This window comes from Citrobacter sp. CK181 (genome assembly GCF_030333595.1).
GTDB classification, from domain to species: domain Bacteria; phylum Pseudomonadota; class Gammaproteobacteria; order Enterobacterales; family Enterobacteriaceae; genus Citrobacter_B; species Citrobacter_B koseri.
The window spans coordinates 230,196-249,365 of the sequence record NZ_JAOWFN010000015.1; the positions used below are offsets into that span (position 1 = coordinate 230,196).

Sequence of the window (19,170 nt, forward strand, 5' to 3'; positions counted from 1 at the left end):
TGCGTAGCTTTAACCTCTTTTACGTCGCCAGGCAGGTGCGTTTTGTGGCTTCGGCGTACTCTCCTGAAGCGCCATCACGACACTTGCGAACTCTTTCATCACCCTGCGGTAGACATCGCGTTTAAATGACACCACCTGCCTGACCGGGTACCAGTAACTTACCCAGCGCCAGCCATCAAACTCAGGGGTGCTGCTGGTTTGCATATTGATTTCCGCATCAGCGCTCATCAATTGCAGAAGAAACCATTTTTGTTTCTGGCCGATACAAACCGGCTTCGTGTCCCAACGCACCAAACGTTTCGGTAACTTGTAACGCAACCAGTTGCGAGTAGAAGCAAGTATCCGCACATCTTTACGGCTCAACCCGACTTCTTCAAACAGTTCCCGGTACATCGCTTGTTCTGCTGACTCCCCTGAATTTATCCCGCCTTGCGGGAATTGCCAGGAGTGCTGACCAAATCGCCGGGCCCACATAACCTGCCCCTGGCGATTACAAATTACGATACCTACATTTGGGCGGTAGCCATCGTCATCAATCACCGGACTACCTCAACATAAACCTTATATATGAATGATTGTTTCACACTCCAGAGAGACGGTAAACCACTCTGTTAGGCGTACGCGCTACTAATAACAATTGAATAACTCACAGCAAATAGCCGAGTTATAAACAGAGAGGTGTGTTCACAGACGATTTTATTCACCTTTTCTGTGGATATAGTTGTGAAGAAGTACGGAATTACTACGGGAAAACCCGGAACAGTCTGAATTGGGCGGCAAACACCATCAAAAAATAGCCTCGTAAATTCATTAAGTTAAATGCAAAACCTGCGACCATTCGTGCTAAATCGTGACAGCCATCACATTGAAGATCGTCAGGCTGATGAAAGATCAACCACCGTCGCTTTTATCCACAGATTGTGCCAATAAGTTAGGCACAATTTGTGTAAAAATTCGATTTTCGTCGCACGTCAAGGCTGTAAATTGAAACAGTAGTGGCGGTTTTTCACAGTTATCCCATCTTTCTGTGGATAACATGGTGTAAGATCCTGTTTATTTTCAGTGACCAGATTTGGAAAACCCATTTCTCTGTTGCGCAACTTGCAGGATCAGATCCTAAAAACCAATATAAATCATGCGATTGAACATCGCGTGTGGAAATCGTTAAACTCTGTTCATACGGTATAAAATCATTGTTCACTTTTTCGCCTAAGGTATAACGTCATGCCCGGACTCCGCCCGCTACTTTCTCCGCCAGCATCTGAAGCCCTTTTGCTTGCCCAGGCGCAGCAGCTTTCAGGTTACTCGCTGGGCGAACTGGCGGCGCTGGCCGGTTTAGTGGCCCCCAAAGATTTGAAACGGGATAAAGGCTGGATTGGCGTGCTGCTGGAGATCTGGCTCGGCGCCAGCGCCGGTAGCAAACCGGAACAAGATTTCGCCGCGCTTGGCGTGGAGCTGAAAACCATTCCCGTCGATAGCCTTGGCCGCCCGCTGGAAACCACGTTTGTCTGCGTCGCACCGCTAACCGGCAACAGCGGCGTGACGTGGGAAACAAGTCACGTCCGCCACAAATTAAAACGTGTGTTATGGGTTCCCGTAGAGGGGGATCGCAGTATTCCGTTAGCCGATCGGCGCGTCGGTTCCCCACTGTTGTGGAGCCCAAATGAAGAAGAAGATCAGCAGCTTCGCCTCGACTGGGAAGAGTTGATGGACATGATTGTGCTGGGTCAGGTTGAGCGTATCACCGCCCGGCATGGCGAATTTTTACAACTGCGGCCAAAAGCGGCGAATGCCAAAGCCCTTACCGAAGCAATTGGCGCGCAGGGAGAGACCATTCTGACGCTACCGCGCGGCTTTTATCTGAAAAAGAACTTCACTCGCACGCTGCTGGCCCGCCATTTCCTGTTACAGGGCTAACAGGCACAGACTGGACTTTCACCTGCCGCATTGCGCGCCTATAATTAGCGCTTCTTTTTTTTGGCAGGACTTTGTTCGATGTTATTTGCATGGGTAACCGATCCTAACGCCTGGCTCGCGCTCGGTACGCTGACGCTGCTGGAGATCGTTCTTGGGATCGACAATATTATTTTCCTCTCTCTGGTGGTGGCGAAACTTCCTACAGCGCAACGGAATCACGCCCGACGCCTTGGGCTGGCGGCGGCGATGGTGATGCGCCTGGCTTTGCTGGCTTCTATCGCCTGGGTCACACGCCTGACAAACCCGCTGTTCGAGGTTTTCGGCGAAGCGATTTCCGCCCGCGATCTGATCCTGCTGCTGGGTGGGTTGTTCCTGATCTGGAAAGCCAGTAAAGAAATTCACGAATCGATTGAAGGCGAGGAAGAAGGGCTGAAAACGCGCGTCTCCTCCTTCCTGGGCGCGATTGTCCAGATCATGATGCTGGATATTATTTTCAGCCTTGACTCCGTCATCACGGCGGTGGGCCTCTCGGATCATCTGTTTATCATGATGGCAGCAGTTGTGATTGCCGTCGGCGTGATGATGTTCGCGGCGCGCCCTATCGGCGAGTTTGTTGACCGCCACCCTTCCGTAAAAATGCTGGCGCTCTCTTTCCTGATTCTGGTCGGCTTTACCCTGATTCTGGAAAGTTTCGATGTACACGTTCCGAAAGGGTACATCTACTTCGCCATGTTCTTCTCTATCGCGGTAGAGAGCCTGAACCTGATGCGCAATAAAAAGAACCCTCTCTGATTCACTCTTTCGCTCCCTGTAAGGGGAGCGAATACCCGCAATGCCGCTCCCGTTCCTCACAGTTTAAGATTTTACTGCTTTTATCAGACATAACTTCAGGTTATTACTAGACTATTATCAGACGCAGGCCACGTGAGGATAAATGGATGAAAAAATGGGCAGTTGTGATTTCCGCTGTAGGACTGGCTTTTGCTGTTTCTGGATGTAGCAGCGATTATGTAATGGCGACCAAAGATGGTCGGATGATTCTGACCGACGGTAAACCAGAAATTGACGATGATACGGGTCTGGTGAGCTACCACGATCAGCAAGGCAACGCGATGCAAATCAATCGTGACGAAGTCTCTCAGATCATTGAACGCTAATTGTTGAGGTCAGCAGCCCTGCTGGCCTTAGAATTTTCTCTTTCCCTTTTCTCTTCCCTCTGCCATTTTTATATTCCTTTGTCGGGATTTACTGACTTCATAATAAGAAGGAAACGGCTATGCACTATCACCGTATACCCCACAGCTCGCTTGAAATAAGTACACTGGGGCTGGGCACAATGACGTTTGGTGAACAAAACAGCGAAGCCGACGCACATGCACAGCTCGATTACGCCGTGGATCAGGGCATTAACCTGATCGACGTCGCCGAAATGTATCCGGTGCCTCCACGCCCGGAAACCCAGGGACTAACAGAAACCTATGTCGGTAACTGGCTTGCTAAACACGGCAGCCGTGAGAAGCTGGTTATCGCTTCCAAGGTAAGCGGCCCATCGCGTAATAACGACAGCGGAATTCGCCCCAATCAGGCGCTGGATCGTAAAAATATCCGTGAGGCCTTACACGATAGCCTCAAACGCCTGCAAACCGACTATCTGGATCTGTATCAGGTTCACTGGCCGCAGCGCCCGACCAACTGCTTCGGCAAGCTGGGCTACAGCTGGACGGATTCGGCACCGGTTGTCACGTTGCTCGAAACGCTGGATGCGCTGACGGAGTTCCAGCGCGCGGGCAAAATTCGCTACATCGGCGTCTCTAACGAAACGGCCTTCGGCGTCATGCGCTATCTGCATCTGGCGGATAAACATGACCTGCCGCGCATTGTTACTATCCAGAACCCTTACAGCCTGCTGAACCGCAGTTATGAGGTGGGATTAGCGGAAGTCAGCCAGTATGAAGGCGTCGAGCTGCTGGCCTACTCTTGCCTGGCATTCGGTACGTTGACCGGTAAATATCTGAATGGCGCCAAACCCGCCGGCGCGCGCAACACCCTGTTTAGCCGCTTTACGCGCTACAGCGGCGAGCAGGCGCAAAAGGCGGTTGCGGCCTACGTCGACATCGCCAGACGCCACAACCTCGATCCGGCCCAGATGGCGCTGGCGTTTGTGCGTCGTCAGCCGTTCGTCGCCAGCACCCTGTTGGGCGCAACGACGATGGCGCAGTTAAAAACCAACGTTGAGAGTTTGCATCTGGAGTTAAGCGAAGAGGTGCTGGCGGAGATCGAAGCGGTGCATCAGGTTTATACCTACCCGGCACCGTAATGCGTTCATCCGGCGCTTCTGCCTGATGGCGCTACGCTTATCAGGCCTACCGACAGCACCATACCCGTAGGCCGGATAAGGCACCTGTGCCGCCATCCGGCACTTCTGCCTGATGGCGCTACGCTTATCAGGCCTACCGGCAGCACCATACCGTAGGCCGGATAAGGCACTGTGCCGCCATCCGGCACCTTTGCCTGATGGCGCTGCGCTTATCAGGCCTACCGACAGCACCATACCGTAGGCCGGATAAGGCGCCTGCGCCGCCATCCGGCTCCTCTGCCTGATGGCGCTACGCTTATCAGGCCTACCGACAGCACCATACCGTAGGCCGGATAAGGCGCTTGTGCCGCCATCCGGCGCTTCTGCCTGATGGCGCTGCGCTTATCAGGCCTACAGACGGCGCAACAATCACATCTGGCCGCGCTGCCAAATCCACAGCGCCGCAATCGCCAGCGCAAACAGTCCGCCAAAACCAATGCCGATCGCCACGACCGGAATACCCACCAGTACGGCCAGCGAATAGAGACCCAGCATCAACAGCATCGCGCTGTTCTCCCCCAGGTTCTGTACCGCAATCGCGTTGCCCGCGCCGACGCTTTTCTTGCCGCGCTCCTGCAATAACGCATTGAGCGGCACCACGAAAAAGCCGCCCAGCACGCCAATAAGCGTCAACAGCGCATAGGCCGGAAGCAACGCGTGTTGCAAAGAAAAAATCAGCACCACCACACCAATCAGAATACCCGCAGGCATACAACGCGCTACCGTCTCCAGCATAACCAGCTTCGCCGCAGCGCCCGCGCCCACAACAATACCGATCGCCACCATTGCGTTCAGGTAAGTCGGCGTGGCGTTATCGGTAATTCCCAGCGCTACCGGCACCCACAGCACCAGCAGAAAACGCAGCGTGACGCCCGCGCCCCAAAAAAGGCTGGTGCCAACCAGCGAGAAACGCGTCTCCCCGTTACGCCAGAGCGACATGCAGGCGCAGAAGAAGCTGCGCACCATCTTACGCAAATGCCAGGACTGGCCTGGCCGCGCCGCCGCGAGTTTCGGAATAAAAAGGTTAGCGACGACTGCGCCCGCATAGGCCAACGCACAGGCGACCAGCGCCGCAATCACATGCCAGTCTGCCAGTACGCCGCCTGCCACCGATCCCAGCAGAATCGCGGCAATGGTGGAGGCTTCCATCAGACCATTGGCTTTCACCAGTTTGTCGCCCGTGGTCAGCTCGCCAAGAATGCCATATTTCGCCGGAGAGTAAGCCGCCGCGCCAATCCCCACCAGCGTATAGCCGACAAAGGGATTAAAACCAAAACAGATGCTCGCAGCGCCCAACAGTTTCAGGCCGTTGGCGAACATCATCACCCGACCTTTGGCAAAGCTGTCCGCCACCTGCCCGACAAAGGGGGCAAAAAGAATGTAAGCGCCTACAAACACCATTTGCAGGATCGGCTGGCTCCAGTCCGGGTAGAACTGCGCCTTCAGCAGCGCCAGCGTCGCAAACAACAGCGCGTTATCGCCAAACGCAGAGAGAAACTGCGCGGCAATAACCGACATCATCCCTTTCGACCAGATCGAGGTGTTAGTATGTACTGACTCACGCATGTTGTTTTTCCGGTTCATCAACCCAGCTTTTCAGCGTCACAAAGTCCGGTTTGCCGCTGCCCAGTAACGGAAGTTGTTTCAGATAGCGGATATCACGCGGTACGGCAAGTTCAGGAATGCCGTGTGTGCGGGCATATTGCAGCAGGCTTTCACGCGTCAGCTCGCTGTCTGTCGTGAACAGCACCAGCGCTTCGCCCTTGCTGGCGTCGCTTTTAATCGCCGTGGCGTGCATTTTATCTGGCGAGACGCCCAGCGCCAGCTGTTCGACCATCTCCAGCGAAACCATCTCTCCGGCGATTTTCGCAAAGCGCTTCGCTCGCCCCTGGATCTGCACAAAACCGTTTTCATCGAAACGCACAATATCGCCCGTGTCGTACCAGCCCTGTTCAACGTCGCCCAGCGCATTTTCCGCCGCAGGCGCTTCCAGCACGCCCGGTTTTTCAACCCGCAGGTAGCCGTTCATGATATTAGGCCCTTTGAGTTGCAGACGCCCGCCGTCATCAATGCCCGGAACCGCCAGCAAGCGCGCATCCATGCCTGGCAAAATGCGCCCAACGGTGCCCGGCTTCGCCGCCATAGGTACGTTAATCGACACGACCGGCGCGCATTCGGTCACGCCGTAACCTTCCAGAACGCGCAGGCCGAATTTGTCCTGCCAGAGCTGTCGGGTGCTGTCCTGCAATTTTTCCGCGCCGGCGACGACATAGCGCAGACGATAGAAGTCATACGGGTTGGCAAACCGCGCGTAGTTGCCCAGAAACGTCGACGTGCCAAACAGCACCGTGCAGTTCCGGTCATAGACCAGCTCCGGCACAATGCGATAGTGCAACGGGCTGGGATAGAGAAACACCTCAGCGCCGGTCAGCAGCGGCGTCAACAGGCCGACGGTCAGGCCGAAGGAGTGGAACAGCGGCAGCGCTGACATAAAGCGGTCGTTCGCCGTGAAATCGGCAATGGTTTTTATCTGCTCAACGTTCGCCAAAAGGCTTTTATGGCTGTGCACCACGCCTTTCGGGTGCCCTTCCGAACCGGATGTAAAGAGGATCATTGCCGCCTCTTCCGGCCGCTGTTTGACCTGCGCCAGGCGCGGCATCAGCAGATGCGCAAAAATCCAGAGCTTATCGGCGAGCGTCACATCAGCTTTTAAATCTTCGAGATAAATCCAGCGAACCTGCGTCAGTTGCTCCGGCAGATGCCAGAGTTTGCCTTTCTCAAGAAACTGACGGGAGGTGAATACGGTTTTGATCTCCGCAGCGGTAATGGCGCTGGTCAACCCTTTCACGCCCGCCGTGTAGTTCATCATCGCCGGGATACGGCCACGAGAAACCGCGCCAAAAATGACGGCGGCGCTGATGGCCGCGTTTGGCAGCATCAGGCCGATGTTTTCACCCTGCGCGCTGTATTTTTCCAGAATGCGGCCGACAAACAGCGTTTTTGTCAGCAATTTGCGATAAGTGTCCGGCGTGAAGTTAATATCTTCAACACAGTTTTTACCCGCCCCGTAGCGGTACTGCGCGGCTAACAGTGATTCATACAGCGTTTCACGCGGGCGCACCGCCATGCGCGCTTCCATCATAATTTGATGCAGCATTTCTCCGGCCAGTTTGCGGCGCTCACGCGCTCGCGGCGCTTCCGGCATCGGCAAATGAGTAGGCGGCAGGATATGCAGGTGAATGCGCGGGAAAAAGCGCTGTTTTACCAGACCTTTCAGGCGGCTAAAGTACGTAAGCTCTGCGCCTTCAATACGAACCGGCACCACCGTTGCGCCAGACTTCGCCGCCACAAACCCGGCGCCGTCGTAGATTTTCATCAACGAACCGCTCACCGAAATTCGCCCTTCCGGGAAGATAACTACCGGGCGGCCCTGCTCTACCAGGCGTACCAGGTGCTTAATCGCCATCGGCTTCGTCGGGTCGAGCGGCACAAAATCAATCAGCGACTTTAACCAGCGCATGTACCATTGCTGGCTGATAGAGGAATAGACCGCGAAAACAGGGCGAACCGGTAAAAACAGGGCGAGTAAAATACCGTCGATAAAAGAGACATGGTTTGGCGTGATCAGGATGCGCTCACCCTGTAGCGCCCTGGCATCCCCGGTGACGCGTACACGATAAATCACGCGGAACAGGTTGCGAAAAAATCCAAAAAGCATGTCAACTCCCTTTGCTCACAGTTCGGTAAAGATGCATGGTTGCAGATTATACGAGATGGGGAACAGGCGCGACAGGTAAATGGAAGGACGAAAAAAAACCTGCGCATCCGCACAGGTTGGTGCAAGAGACAGGTACGAAGAGCGTACCGAATAATCTCACCAATCAATACCTCTGGGATCTTGATTGTGGTCTCCGGCGACGCTGCGCGCCACCAGCAAAACGCAAAGGAATGAACACAAATGCAACGAGTTGTGTAAATTATCGGTTACTGTTACAGATTGGTGTAAGCGCAAAAAAAAACCTGCACATGATGCGCAGGTTGGTGTAATTCTTGTGATCAACCCGAAAGCTGATTTCACCTATCAATACCTCTGGGATCTCAACTCTAGCAATCCGCCCGACGCCCTCACCAGCGAACAATCGCAACAGCGCTTCGCAAAGTGTAACCAAAGGTTTGCATTCTCCCTTTTCTGTCTTACTTCCCCGGCGTGCGCTCACATTTGCGCGTTCCCGTCAGGCAATCTGCTTGAACAGATAGCCATTTTCCGTAACACTGACGAAATGTAAGCGTTTACCCACTATAGGTACTGTCATGGCGACCATAAAGGATGTAGCCCGACTGGCTGGTGTTTCAGTCGCCACCGTTTCTCGCGTTATTAATGATTCCCCGAAAGCCAGCGAAGCATCCCGCCTCGCGGTCACCAGCGCGATGGAATCGCTCAGCTATCACCCCAACGCCAATGCGCGAGCGCTGGCACAGCAATCCACGGAGACAATTGGTTTAGTCGTGGGGGATGTCTCCGACCCTTTCTTTGGCGCGATGGTTAAAGCGGTCGAGCAGGTGGCCTACCACACCGGTAATTTCTTACTGATTGGCAACGGCTACCACAATGAACAAAAAGAGCATCAGGCGATTGAACAACTGATCCGCCATCGTTGCGCGGCGTTAGTCGTACACGCCAAGATGATCCCGGACGCGGACCTGGCGTCATTAATGAAACAGATGCCTGGCATGGTGCTGATTAACCGCATCCTGCCAGGGTTTGAGCAGCGCTGCGTGGCGTTAGATGACCGTTACGGCGCCTGGCTGGCAACGCGTCACTTAATTCAGCAGGGCCATACCCGCATCGGCTATATCTGTTCCAACCATTCGATTTCTGATGCGGAAGACCGGCTCAAAGGTTATTACGACGCGCTGGAAGAGAGCCATATTCCGGCTAACGACAGGCTGGTCACATTTGGTGAACCGGATGAGAGCGGCGGTGAACAGGCAATGACCGAGCTGTTAGGTCGCGGAAGAAACTTCACGGCGATCGCCTGTTACAACGATTCGATGGCCGCAGGCGCAATGGGCGTATTAAACGACAACGGTATTGACGTGCCGGGCGAAATTTCACTGATTGGTTTCGATGATGTGCTGGTCTCGCGCTACGTGCGTCCACGTCTGACCACGGTACGCTACCCGATCGTGACCATGGCGACCCAGGCCGCCGAACTGGCGCTCGCGCTGGCGGAAAAACGGCCTGTACCCGAAATCACCCATGTCTTTAGCCCTACTCTGGTACGTCGGCATTCCGTTTCGACGCCGTCGGAAACCGGGAATTCTTCGTCAAACGATTAATCAGGATAGCATCATGACAACAATGCTGGATGTTTCACGTCGCGCGGGCGTATCAAAAGCGACGGTTTCTCGCGTGCTGAACGGAACGGGACAGGTGAAAGAGAGCACGCGCCAGAAAGTCTTCAAAGCGATGCAGGCGTTAGATTACCGACCCAATTTTTTGGCGCGATCGCTGGCGAACCGCACCAGTAACAGCATTGGGCTTGTTGTCTCGACCTTTGACGGATTTTACTTCGGGCGCTTGCTGCAACAGGCGTCACGCCAGACGGAGTCGCACGGTAAGCAGCTTATCGTGACCGATGGCCATGACACGCCGGAACGCGAGCAAGAGGCGGTGCAGATGCTGGCCGACAGGCAGTGCGACGCGATCATTCTCTATACCCGCTATATGAGCGAAAAAACGATCATCTCGTTGATTAATACCATAGAGACGCCGCTGGTCGTGATCAACCGCGATGTCAGTCTGGCCCGCGATCGCGCCATATTCTTTGAACAGGAAGATGCCGCGTTTCAGGCGGTGGATTACCTGATCTCACAGGGCCATCGGGATATCACCTGCATTACCGTACCGAATCACACGCCAACGGGAAAATCCCGTCTGACGGGCTACCGCAAGGCGCTGGAGAAAAACGGGATCGCCTGGGACCCGGCGAAAGTGAAATACGGCGACTCCAGTATGACACGCGGGTACGAAGCGTGCCGTGAACTGCTGGAGGAAGGGATCGCCTTTACCGCGCTCTTTGCCTGTAACGACGATATGGCACTTGGCGCATCAAAGGCGCTGCATCAGGCCGGGCTGCGGATACCGCAGGATATTTCGCTGTTTGGCTTCGATGACGCGCCCAGCGCGAAGTGGCTGGAACCGGCGCTGTCCACCGTTTATCTGCCGATCGACAGTATGATCACCACCGCAATCGATCAGGCGATTCGGCTGGCGAGCGGCGAGGAGCTGGAGCCGATCCCACCGTTTACAGGAACATTAGTGCTGCGTGAATCAGTGACCACCGGGCCATTTTTTCAGTCGGATTGCTGATGGTTTGCCGGATGGCGGCGCAAGCGCCTTATCCGGCCTACGATACTGTAGGACTGATAAGCGTAGCGCCATCAGGCAAAGGAATCTTATCCGGCCTGCCGGTTAAAAAACTTCCAGCGCCAGCAACTCTTCAATCGTCTGGCGGCGGCGAATCAATCGCGCTTTACCGTTATCAAACAGCACTTCCGGCAGCAGCGGTCGGCTGTTGTAATTTGATGACATGGACGCGCCGTACGCGCCGGTATCGTGCAGAACCAGGTAATCCCCCGGCGCGACCGCAGGCAGCGCACGCGTTTCCACGTTACCGCCTTCCTGCTGCGTAAAGACATCGCCAGATTCGCACAACGGCCCCGCCACCACGGTGTCCAGCAGCGGCGCATGTTCAAGCGAGCGACCGTCCGCCGCCAGCGCCGTAATATGGTGATAGCTGCCGTACATTGCCGGGCGCATCAGGTCGTTGAAACCGGCATCCACCAGCACAAAATGACGGCGCCCCATCTCTTTCACGCTGCGTACCTGCGTCACCAGCACGCCGGATTGCGCCACCAGAAAACGTCCCGGCTCAATTTCCAGCTTCACCCGATGCCCCAGATGGCGAGCGATTTGCTCGCGGGCGGCGTTCCACAGTCCGAAGTAATGCTGCGTATCGACCGCCTCTTCCCCCTCGTGATAAGGGATCGACAGCCCGCCTCCCGCCGAAATCGCCTCCAGATCCTGCCCAAAATCGATAACCTGACGCACCATCGCGCCGCATACCTGCTCCAGATGACCGTAATCAACGCCGGAACCAATGTGCATGTGAACCCCGACAAGCTGAAGCCGATGGCGCTGCATCACCGCCAGCGCGGCAGGCAGATCGGTATGCCAGATGCCGTGTTTGCTGTTCTCGCCGCCGGTATTGGTTTTCTGGCTGTGCCCGTGACCAAAACCGGGATTGATACGCAGCCAGACGCGATGACCCGGCGAAACCTGCCCCAGTTGATCCAGCATATCCACCGACCCGGCATTCACCGGAATGCGCAGTTCGCTGACGCGGGCCAGCGTGGCGGCGTCAATAACATCAGCCGTGAAGACAATATCATCAGGGTGGTTTTGCGGATCGTATCCCGCCGCCAGCGCGCGCTCAATTTCACCCAGCGAGACGGAATCCACCTTTACGCCCTGCTCACGCATCAGGCGCAAAATATGAATATTCGAGCAGGCCTTTTGCGCAAAGCGCACCACATCAAACTGTTGCAGGGCCGCGATCTGACGGCGAATAATCTGCGCGTCATAGACCCATACCGGGCAGCCGAATTCCGCCGGTAGTCTGAGCAGATTTTCAGCGTTGAGATCAGTATCAGTGCAATTCAGTGAATGTGGCATAGCAGACTCCGGGCAAGACATTTTTTATGATTACGCCACAAACTGAAGGGAATAAAAAATATCGTTTTATGGCGAGTCTATGCAAAAATGATATGGATGATATCCACTGAGGGGAAAGCCAACGATGGCAGCCGTGAACCTGCGCCACATTGAAATCTTTCATGCCGTAATGACCGCCGGAAACCTGACCGAAGCGGCGCGCCTGCTGCATACCTCGCAGCCCACCGTTAGCCGGGAGCTGGCGCGGTTCGAAAAAGTATTGGGGCTTAAACTGTTTGAGCGCACGCGCGGACGCCTGCACCCGACGGTGCAAGGATTACGGCTATTCGAAGAGGTGCAGCGTTCCTGGTATGGGCTGGATCGCATTGTAAACGCAGCTGAGAGCTTGCGTGAATTCCGCCAGGGCGAGCTGTCGATTGTCTGCCTGCCCGTTTTCTCCCAGTCCTTTTTACCCACGCTGCTGCAACCGTTTCTCGCCCGCTATCCTGATGTCAGCCTGAACATCGTGCCGCAGGAGTCGCCGCTGCTGGAAGAGTGGCTTTCCGCCCAACGCCACGACCTCGGCCTGACGGAGACGTTGCATACCCCGGCAGGCACCGAACGCACCGCGTTGTTGACGCTAAATGAAGTGTGCGTGCTGCCGCCCGGCCACCCGCTGGCGACCAAATCCGTGCTGACGCCGGGCGACTTTCAGGGAGAGAATTACATCAGCCTGTCGCGCACCGACAGCTATCGCCAGCTGCTGGATGCGCTGTTTAACGAACACCAGGTTAAACGCCGGATGGTCGTGGAAACCCACAGCGCGGCGTCGGTTTGCGCGATGGTGCGCGCGGGCGCCGGGCTTTCGGTGGTTAACCCGCTCACCGCGCTGGATTATGCCGCCAGCGGAGTGACCGTGCGGCGGTTCAGTGTCGACGTTCCGTTTACCGTCAGTCTGATCCGCCCGCTGCACCGGCCATCATCCGCGCTGGTGGATGCGTTCAGCGAGCACCTGCAAACCAGCCTTCCGCGTCTTGTCGATCCGCTGGAGGCCATTCTGGAGCCGGTTAAGAAAGCATAAACTCCACGGCGTCAGCCGCATGGATCGCCGCAGTATCAAACACCGGCAGCGCGCTCTGCGCTTCCGGCACCAGCAACCCGATCTCAGTACATCCGAAAATCACGCCCTGAGCGCCCTGCGCCGCCAGACGTTCGATCACCTGCAAATAATACTGGCGGGAGCGTTCGCTAAACTCGCCGAGGCACAGTTCGTCAAAGATTATCTGGTTGATCTGCGCACGGTCGTCAGTTTCCGGCACCAGGGTTTCAATCGCAAATCGCTGCTCCAGACGCCCGCGATAAAAATCCTGCTCCATCGTGTAGCGCGTCCCCAGTAGCGCCACGCGCGTCATGTTTTTGCGCGCAATCGCCCGCCCTGTCGCATCCGCAATATGTAAAAACGGCAGTGAACAGCGCGACTCAATCGTCTCCGCCACTTTATGCATGGTATTAGTACACAGCACTATCGCTTCTGCGCCCGCCTGCTGCAAACCCAGTGCGGCCTGCGCCAGAATATCTCCCGTTTTATCCCACTCGCCCTGGCGCTGACACTCTTCAATTTCATGGAAATCAACGCTATGCAGCAACAGGCTGGCGGAATGCAAACCGCCCAGCCGTGTTTTGATTCCTTCATTAATCAAACGGTAATAGGGGATCGTCGATTCCCAACTCATGCCGCCCAGCAGTCCAATCGTTTTCATTACCTTCTCCTTCTCACCTTGATGACAGCAGTGAAGCAAACTTGTGATCAAGTTTCCAGTTCATTTGGTCTGCCATTTTCTTTTTCCCCGGTATGAACTAATTTAGTTGAAACATTGTTTCAATAAATAACAGGATCACCGCATGTTTATTTTTCATAATGAGACGACGCTTGAGGATCTGGGAAATGGCGTTACCCGGCGTATTCTGGCTCACGACGGCAACATGATGGCGGTAGAGGTGAATTTCGAAAAAGGCGCAATCGGGCCGTTGCACAATCATCCTCATGAACAGCTGACTTACGTTTTGTCCGGTGAATTTGAGTTTACTATTGGTGAAGAAAAGCATGTGGTGCGCGCCGGCGACACGCTATATAAACGGCCCAATATCATGCATGGCTGCGTGTGTTTACAACCGGGGACACTGCTGGATACCTTCACGCCAGTACGCGAAGATTTCCTCAACGCGTAAGCCATACGCATCCGGCCTGTACAGGAAACCCTGCGCAGGCCGGATGTTATCGCCTCACCGGGGCGAGGCTTTTACGACATCAGAATTAACGCGCCAGCCAGCCGCCATCTACCGCAACGGTATAGCCGTTAATATAGTCAGATGCGCTGGATGCCAGGAACACCACCGGCCCCATCAGATCGCTCGGCAGCCCCCAACGCCCCGCCGGAATACGGTCGAGGATTTCCGCGCTACGCTGCTCATCAGCACGCAGTTGCTGAGTATTGTTCGTCGCCATGTAACCCGGCGCGATAGCGTTCACGTTGATGTTATGTTTCGCCCATTCGTTCGCCATCAGGCGCGTTACGCCCATAACGCCGCTTTTAGACGCGGTGTAGGAAGGAACGCGAATCCCGCCCTGGAAGGAGAGCATAGAGGCGATATTAATAATTTTGCCGCCGTTACCCTGGGCGATGAAGTGCTTCGCCGCAGCCTGAGACATAAAGAACACGCTCTTAATGTTCAGGTTCATGACGTCATCCCAGTCTTTTTCACTGAAGTCGATCGCGTCTTCACGGCGGATCAGACCGGCGTTATTCACCAGAATATCAATGTGGCCGAACTCCGCCACCGCACGTTCAAGCAGGGCTGGAATACCGTCAATCTGACGCAAATCCGCCGTCAGACTTAAAAAACGGCGGCCCAGCGCGGTGATGCGTTCAATGGTTTCCGTCGGCTCAACAATGTTGATCCCGACAATATCACAGCCCGCTTCCGCCAGACCCAGCGCCATCCCCTGACCCAGACCGGTATCACAACCTGTGACTACCGCGACCTTACCTTCAAGAGAGAATGCATTCAAAATCATTGTTAATCCTTATTTTCTTAGTGCCTGTCACGGACAGACATGATTGCCGTCCGCGACTAGCGCAGATCTTTTACTGCAACGTGGTCCATATCATCAAAGACCTGATTTTCACCCACCATCCCCCAGATGAACGTATAGGCCTGGGTGCCGACACCGGAGTGAATAGACCAGCTTGGGGAGATAACCGCCTGCTCGTTATGCATCACGATATGACGCGTTTCCTGAGGCTGCCCCATCATATGAAAGACGCAGGCGTTCTCTTCCATGTTGAAATAGAAGTACACTTCCATACGGCGTTCATGGGTGTGACAAGGCATGGTGTTCCACAGATTGCCGGGCGCCAGTTCGGTCAGACCCATGCTCAGTTGGCAGGTCTCCAGTACGTCCGGCACGAAGTATTTGTTAATGGTGCGGCGGTTACTGGTGAGGTTGTCGCCCAGAGTGACCGGCGCGACATCGGCTGGCGTCACTTTTTTAGTCGGATAAGTGGTATGCGCCGGCGCGCAGTTGTAGTAGAACTTCGCCGGATTTGCGCCATCAACGCTGGCGAAAACAACTTCTTTCGCGCCTTTACCGACATATAAGGCATCGCGGTGGCCGATCTCATAGCACTGACCATCGACAGCAATCGTGCCCGGCCCGCCGATGTTGATCACCCCCAGTTCACGACGCTCCAGGAAGTAGGTAACGCCCAGCTGTTTACCAACTTCACCGCCAACGGAAACCGTTTTCGCTACCGGCATGATGCCGCCGACAATAATGCGGTCGATGTGGCTGTAAACCATGGTGTATTCATCAGCAACAAACACTTTCTCGACCAAAAATTCGTTGCGCAGCCCCTGGGTGTCCAGCGTTTTAGCGTGCGCGCTGTGGATGCTCTGTCTTACGTCCACATCAACCTCCAATAATAAACCGACCGTGAATGTCAGAACGGAAGGCGAAACACCGTTCCGTTTTACTTTATGCGGTAATGATATCCCTCCAGAAACGGGTTTTCAATTACAAATAAAACGTTGTTTCAGTTTTTCTGCATCTTATTATCAAAAGTGTAATTGCGATCACGTCAGCGCGAGATTTCCCTTTAGCAGGCACAGGCTGAGATACTTAAAATAAAATTAAAAACAATAAGATAGGTTTATCAGGTGGATATGGGAGCAGCGTGTGCTCCTGAAAAGAAACGCCGGATTGCTGCAACCCGCGGCGTCAGGGAGGGGAAATATCAGCACATATTGCGGCTGGCACGGTTGGCAGCGCCAGCACGGGGAAGCGGAAAATGAAGGCGGTCTTAATCTCGTTCGATAGCAAGCGCCACGCCTTGCCCGCCGCCAATGCAGAGCGTCGCCAGACCCTTTCGCGCATCGCGTTTAACCATCTCATGCACCAGCGACACCAGAATCCGGCAGCCGGATGCGCCAATGGGATGACCGAGCGCAATCGCTCCGCCGTTAACGTTCACCCGGCGTTCGTCCCACTCCAGCATTTTGCCGACGGATAACGCCTGCGCAGCAAAGGCCTCGTTAGCCTCGATAAGATCCACATCCGCCAGCTGCCAGCCTACCCGTTCAAGACAACGTCGGGTGGCGTAAACGGGCGCGATACCCATCAGTGCGGGATCGACGCCGACGCTGGCAAAAGCGCGAATACGCGCCAGTATGGGTAAATCCAGTTCCTGCGCTTTGGCTTCGCTCATCATCATGACGGCAGCCGCGCCATCGTTAATTGACGAGGCATTGCCCGCCGTGACCGAGCCGAGGAGATCAAATGCCGGGTTCAACTGGGCCAATCCTTCCGCGCTGGCATCGGTTCTTGGCTGCTCATCAGTATCGACAACGACAGGCTGGCCGTTACGCTGGGTGACAACCGGGACAATCTCAGCTTTAAAACGCCCGGCATCAATGGCCGCTCGCGCTTTTTGCTGGGAGCTGAGGGCATAGGCGTCCTGCAATTCGCGGCTGATGCCGTATTCCCGCGCCAGATTTTCAGCGGTAACGCCCATGTGGTAATCGTTAAACGCATCCCACAAGCCGTCGTGAACCAGGCTGTCCACCAGTTGGCTGTTACCGAGCTGCGCCCCTGTGCGGCTGTCGGTAAGAACGTGCGGCGCCCGGCTCATGTTCTCCTGCCCGCCGGCAATGACAATATCCGCCTCGCCGCACTGAATTGCCTGCGTAGCCAGGTGCAGCGCTTTCAGGCCGGAGCCGCAGACATCGTTGATGGTGATAGCGGAAACGGTGTTGGGCAGCCCACCTTTGATGGCTGACTGCCGCGCCGGGTTTTGTCCTGCGCCCGCCGTGAGCACCTGACCGAGGATAACTTCATCGATAGCATGTACATCAACGCCGGTACGCTCCATCAACGCTTTTACCACCATGCTGCCCAGTTCAACGGCAGAATGGCGGGACAGCGTTCCCTGGAAGCATCCGATCGGCGTACGTAAAGCCCCAACTATCACAACCTCTTTCATCACCACCTCAGCGCAAAATAACACCGCAATAGTAGAGGATTGTTAAAGATAATTATCCTGCTTGTTTAAAAATGGTGAGTTTTATCACAAAGGAAATTGCAGCTATTTTAATCAGCCGGTATACGCCCCTGCTGTAAATGATCGCGGAGCCAGCTTCCCGCCGCGCCCGGCGGCGACTTCTTGTTCCAGAGAAGATCAATCGAGATCGCCTTCGGCCAGCCGGGCACATCCAGTTGCACCAGCGGTTTTTCAGCCGCGAACTCTTCCACCAGCGCGCAAGGCAATGCGCACCAGCCAAATCCCTGTACCGCCATACTCAGTAATAACAAATAGTTAGGTGCAGACCAGGCCGGGCCGCGCGCCACGCTGGCGCCACTTTCCAGATAGGTATTCAGCCGCAGTTCACGCCAGGTATGCAGCTGATCCCATTGCAGGGTTTTCTGCGCGGCCAGAGGATGCGAGGCCGCCACGTAGAGTCCCATCCAGGTCTGCATGGGCAGACGCGTCACCCCCATCTCGGTAGGGTAATGATTGCGCGCTTCAATCAGCCCGACCTGCGCGCGTCCCTTTTGCAGGAGATCGATGACATCTTCATCTTCGCCGATCAGACATTCAAATTCTGTATGGGGAAACTGGCGGTCGAACTGCACCATTAATTCTTCCAGAACGTCTGGATGCAGGGTGTCGGATAGCACGAATGTCAGACGGGTTTCCGTTTCGCCAGACAGGGATAACGCCACCTCATCCAGACGATCGCTTGCTGACAGAATAGCCTGCACATAGCTGAGCACCCGCTTGCCCTCTTCCGTCAGCACTGGCTGTCGTGAAGAGCGATCAAACAGTGAAAACCCCAGATCGGCTTCCAGGTGGGCAATCGCCGTACTGACGGTGGACTGACTTTTCCGTAACCGGCGCGCCGCAGCGGAAAACGAGCCGCAGGAGACCGTCTCAACAAATGCGATCAATGCTTCGGGAGAGTAGCGCATAAACTATCTACTTTATCGATGGATTCTATCTTTTAGATATCATATTAAACGATAAAATGCCTGACATTCCGTTTTCCCGGAGATGAAAAAAAAGGTTTGATCCTATGCAACATGATTTAGTCCAACGCCGTTCGCTACTCGAACGCATTTTCCATGCGGTCTGCTTCGAAGGCATTGCCACCGCCATTCTGGCCCCGACTACCGCCTGGCTGATGCAGCGCTCAGTGCTGGAAATGGGAGGCTTAACCATTCTGCTGGCAACCACGGCGATGATCTGGAATATCATCTATAACGCGCTGTTTGACCGCTTCTGGCCGTCACACGTAGTGACGCGCACCGCTAAAGTTCGCGCACTGCACGCGCTGGGATTTGAAAGCGGCTTTATCGTTATTGGTGTAAGTATTGTCGCCTGGGCGCTGAACGTCAGCCTGTTGCAGGCCTTCACGCTGGAAATTGGTTTCTTCCTTTTCTTCCTGCCATACACCATGTTCTACAACTGGGCCTATGACACGTTGCGTCTTCGCGTAGTAAGACGCCGCCAGCAGCGCGTTACTGCCTGATAATGCTCTGTTTAGCCGGAACATTCCCCGTTCCGGCGCTTCCTGCCTGCCCTCGCACACCGCTTTAGTTTCCCCAGCCTCATGCCATTTATGG

The 19,170-nt window shown here is 55.0% G+C and carries 19 protein-coding genes; 9 read left to right on the forward strand and 10 right to left on the reverse strand.

Going from position 1 to position 19,170, the window contains the following annotated elements:
• Window positions 1–9: 9 nt before the first annotated feature.
• Entirely contained in the window at window positions 10–540 is a 531-nt protein-coding gene (gene rppH, locus OGW17_RS18355; protein ID WP_024130909.1) for an RNA pyrophosphohydrolase, read from the reverse strand.
• A 351-nt stretch (window positions 541–891) separates the two neighbouring features.
• Window positions 892–1,038, reverse strand: a complete 147-nt coding sequence (locus OGW17_RS21675) for a hypothetical protein (RefSeq protein ID WP_047461519.1) — start codon at window positions 1,036–1,038, stop codon at window positions 892–894.
• A gap of 186 nt (window positions 1,039–1,224) precedes the next feature.
• Between OGW17_RS21675 and mutH the strand changes: the two genes are divergently transcribed.
• From mutH to OGW17_RS18375, 4 genes are all read left to right on the forward strand, one after another.
• Complete coding sequence (mutH, locus tag OGW17_RS18360; RefSeq protein ID WP_047461516.1) at window positions 1,225–1,917, forward strand: DNA mismatch repair endonuclease MutH; 693 nt, start codon at window positions 1,225–1,227, stop codon at window positions 1,915–1,917.
• Between the two features lie 78 nt (window positions 1,918–1,995).
• Window positions 1,996–2,709 (forward strand): TerC family protein, encoded by a 714-nt coding sequence (locus OGW17_RS18365; RefSeq protein WP_049012027.1) that lies wholly within the window; start codon window positions 1,996–1,998, stop codon window positions 2,707–2,709.
• 146 nt (window positions 2,710–2,855) lie between these two features.
• The gene (gene ygdR / locus OGW17_RS18370) at window positions 2,856–3,074 is read left to right on the forward strand and encodes a lipoprotein YgdR (protein WP_012134951.1); all 219 of its coding nucleotides are present in this window, start codon (window positions 2,856–2,858) and stop codon (window positions 3,072–3,074) included.
• A gap of 119 nt (window positions 3,075–3,193) precedes the next feature.
• Window positions 3,194–4,234: an NADP(H)-dependent aldo-keto reductase gene (locus OGW17_RS18375; RefSeq protein ID WP_047461513.1), complete on the forward strand. Its 1,041-nt coding sequence runs from the start codon at window positions 3,194–3,196 to the stop codon at window positions 4,232–4,234.
• Window positions 4,235–4,642: 408 nt separating this feature from the next.
• Here the strand turns inward: OGW17_RS18375 and lplT are convergent, their stop codons facing one another.
• The gene (gene lplT / locus OGW17_RS18380) at window positions 4,643–5,839 is read right to left on the reverse strand and encodes a lysophospholipid transporter LplT (protein ID WP_071257897.1); all 1,197 of its coding nucleotides are present in this window, start codon (window positions 5,837–5,839) and stop codon (window positions 4,643–4,645) included.
• A complete protein-coding gene (gene aas, locus OGW17_RS18385) occupies window positions 5,832–7,991 on the reverse strand; it encodes a bifunctional acyl-ACP--phospholipid O-acyltransferase/long-chain-fatty-acid--ACP ligase (RefSeq protein WP_071257896.1) in 2,160 nt (719 codons plus the stop codon). Before aas ends, lplT begins: the two co-directional genes overlap by 8 nt.
• 593 nt (window positions 7,992–8,584) lie before the next feature.
• Here aas and galR point away from each other — a divergent pair.
• On the forward strand, window positions 8,585–9,613 hold the full coding sequence (gene galR, locus OGW17_RS18390; protein ID WP_012134956.1) for an HTH-type transcriptional regulator GalR: 1,029 nt from the start codon (window positions 8,585–8,587) through the stop codon (window positions 9,611–9,613).
• A 13-nt stretch (window positions 9,614–9,626) separates the two neighbouring features.
• On the forward strand, window positions 9,627–10,646 hold the full coding sequence (locus OGW17_RS18395; RefSeq protein ID WP_071257895.1) for a LacI family DNA-binding transcriptional regulator: 1,020 nt from the start codon (window positions 9,627–9,629) through the stop codon (window positions 10,644–10,646).
• Window positions 10,647–10,748: 102 nt separating this feature from the next.
• On the opposite strand, the gene lysA is transcribed toward OGW17_RS18395, so the two are convergent.
• On the reverse strand, window positions 10,749–12,011 hold the full coding sequence (gene lysA, locus OGW17_RS18400; RefSeq protein WP_012134958.1) for a diaminopimelate decarboxylase: 1,263 nt from the start codon (window positions 12,009–12,011) through the stop codon (window positions 10,749–10,751).
• A 124-nt stretch (window positions 12,012–12,135) separates the two neighbouring features.
• Between lysA and OGW17_RS18405 the strand changes: the two genes are divergently transcribed.
• On the forward strand, window positions 12,136–13,071 hold the full coding sequence (locus tag OGW17_RS18405; protein WP_071257894.1) for a LysR family transcriptional regulator: 936 nt from the start codon (window positions 12,136–12,138) through the stop codon (window positions 13,069–13,071).
• Here the strand turns inward: OGW17_RS18405 and OGW17_RS18410 are convergent.
• The gene (locus OGW17_RS18410) at window positions 13,058–13,750 is read right to left on the reverse strand and encodes an aspartate/glutamate racemase (RefSeq protein WP_047461496.1); all 693 of its coding nucleotides are present in this window, start codon (window positions 13,748–13,750) and stop codon (window positions 13,058–13,060) included. The genes OGW17_RS18405 and OGW17_RS18410 overlap by 14 nt on opposite strands.
• Before the next feature lie 142 nt (window positions 13,751–13,892).
• Between OGW17_RS18410 and OGW17_RS18415 the strand changes: the two genes are divergently transcribed.
• The gene (locus tag OGW17_RS18415; protein WP_012134962.1) at window positions 13,893–14,219 is read left to right on the forward strand and encodes a cupin domain-containing protein; all 327 of its coding nucleotides are present in this window, start codon (window positions 13,893–13,895) and stop codon (window positions 14,217–14,219) included.
• Window positions 14,220–14,304: 85 nt separating this feature from the next.
• Here the strand turns inward: OGW17_RS18415 and kduD are convergent, their stop codons facing one another.
• From kduD to OGW17_RS18435, 4 genes are all read right to left on the reverse strand, one after another.
• Window positions 14,305–15,066, reverse strand: a complete 762-nt coding sequence (gene kduD, locus OGW17_RS18420) for a 2-dehydro-3-deoxy-D-gluconate 5-dehydrogenase KduD (RefSeq protein ID WP_071257893.1) — start codon at window positions 15,064–15,066, stop codon at window positions 14,305–14,307.
• A gap of 56 nt (window positions 15,067–15,122) precedes the next feature.
• A complete protein-coding gene (gene kduI / locus OGW17_RS18425; RefSeq protein WP_024130911.1) occupies window positions 15,123–15,959 on the reverse strand; it encodes a 5-dehydro-4-deoxy-D-glucuronate isomerase in 837 nt (278 codons plus the stop codon).
• 392 nt (window positions 15,960–16,351) lie between these two features.
• Window positions 16,352–17,530 carry an acetyl-CoA C-acetyltransferase gene (locus tag OGW17_RS18430; RefSeq protein WP_047461488.1) on the reverse strand — a complete coding sequence of 393 codons (1,179 nt, stop codon included), beginning with the start codon at window positions 17,528–17,530 and terminating at the stop codon, window positions 16,352–16,354.
• Window positions 17,531–17,637: 107 nt separating this feature from the next.
• Window positions 17,638–18,516: a LysR family transcriptional regulator gene (locus OGW17_RS18435; protein ID WP_047461486.1), complete on the reverse strand. Its 879-nt coding sequence runs from the start codon at window positions 18,514–18,516 to the stop codon at window positions 17,638–17,640.
• 104 nt (window positions 18,517–18,620) lie between these two features.
• On the opposite strand from OGW17_RS18435, the gene OGW17_RS18440 reads away from it, so the two are divergent.
• Window positions 18,621–19,076 carry a multidrug/biocide efflux PACE transporter gene (locus tag OGW17_RS18440; RefSeq protein ID WP_024130912.1) on the forward strand — a complete coding sequence of 152 codons (456 nt, stop codon included), beginning with the start codon at window positions 18,621–18,623 and terminating at the stop codon, window positions 19,074–19,076.
• Window positions 19,077–19,170: the final 94 nt, after the last annotated feature.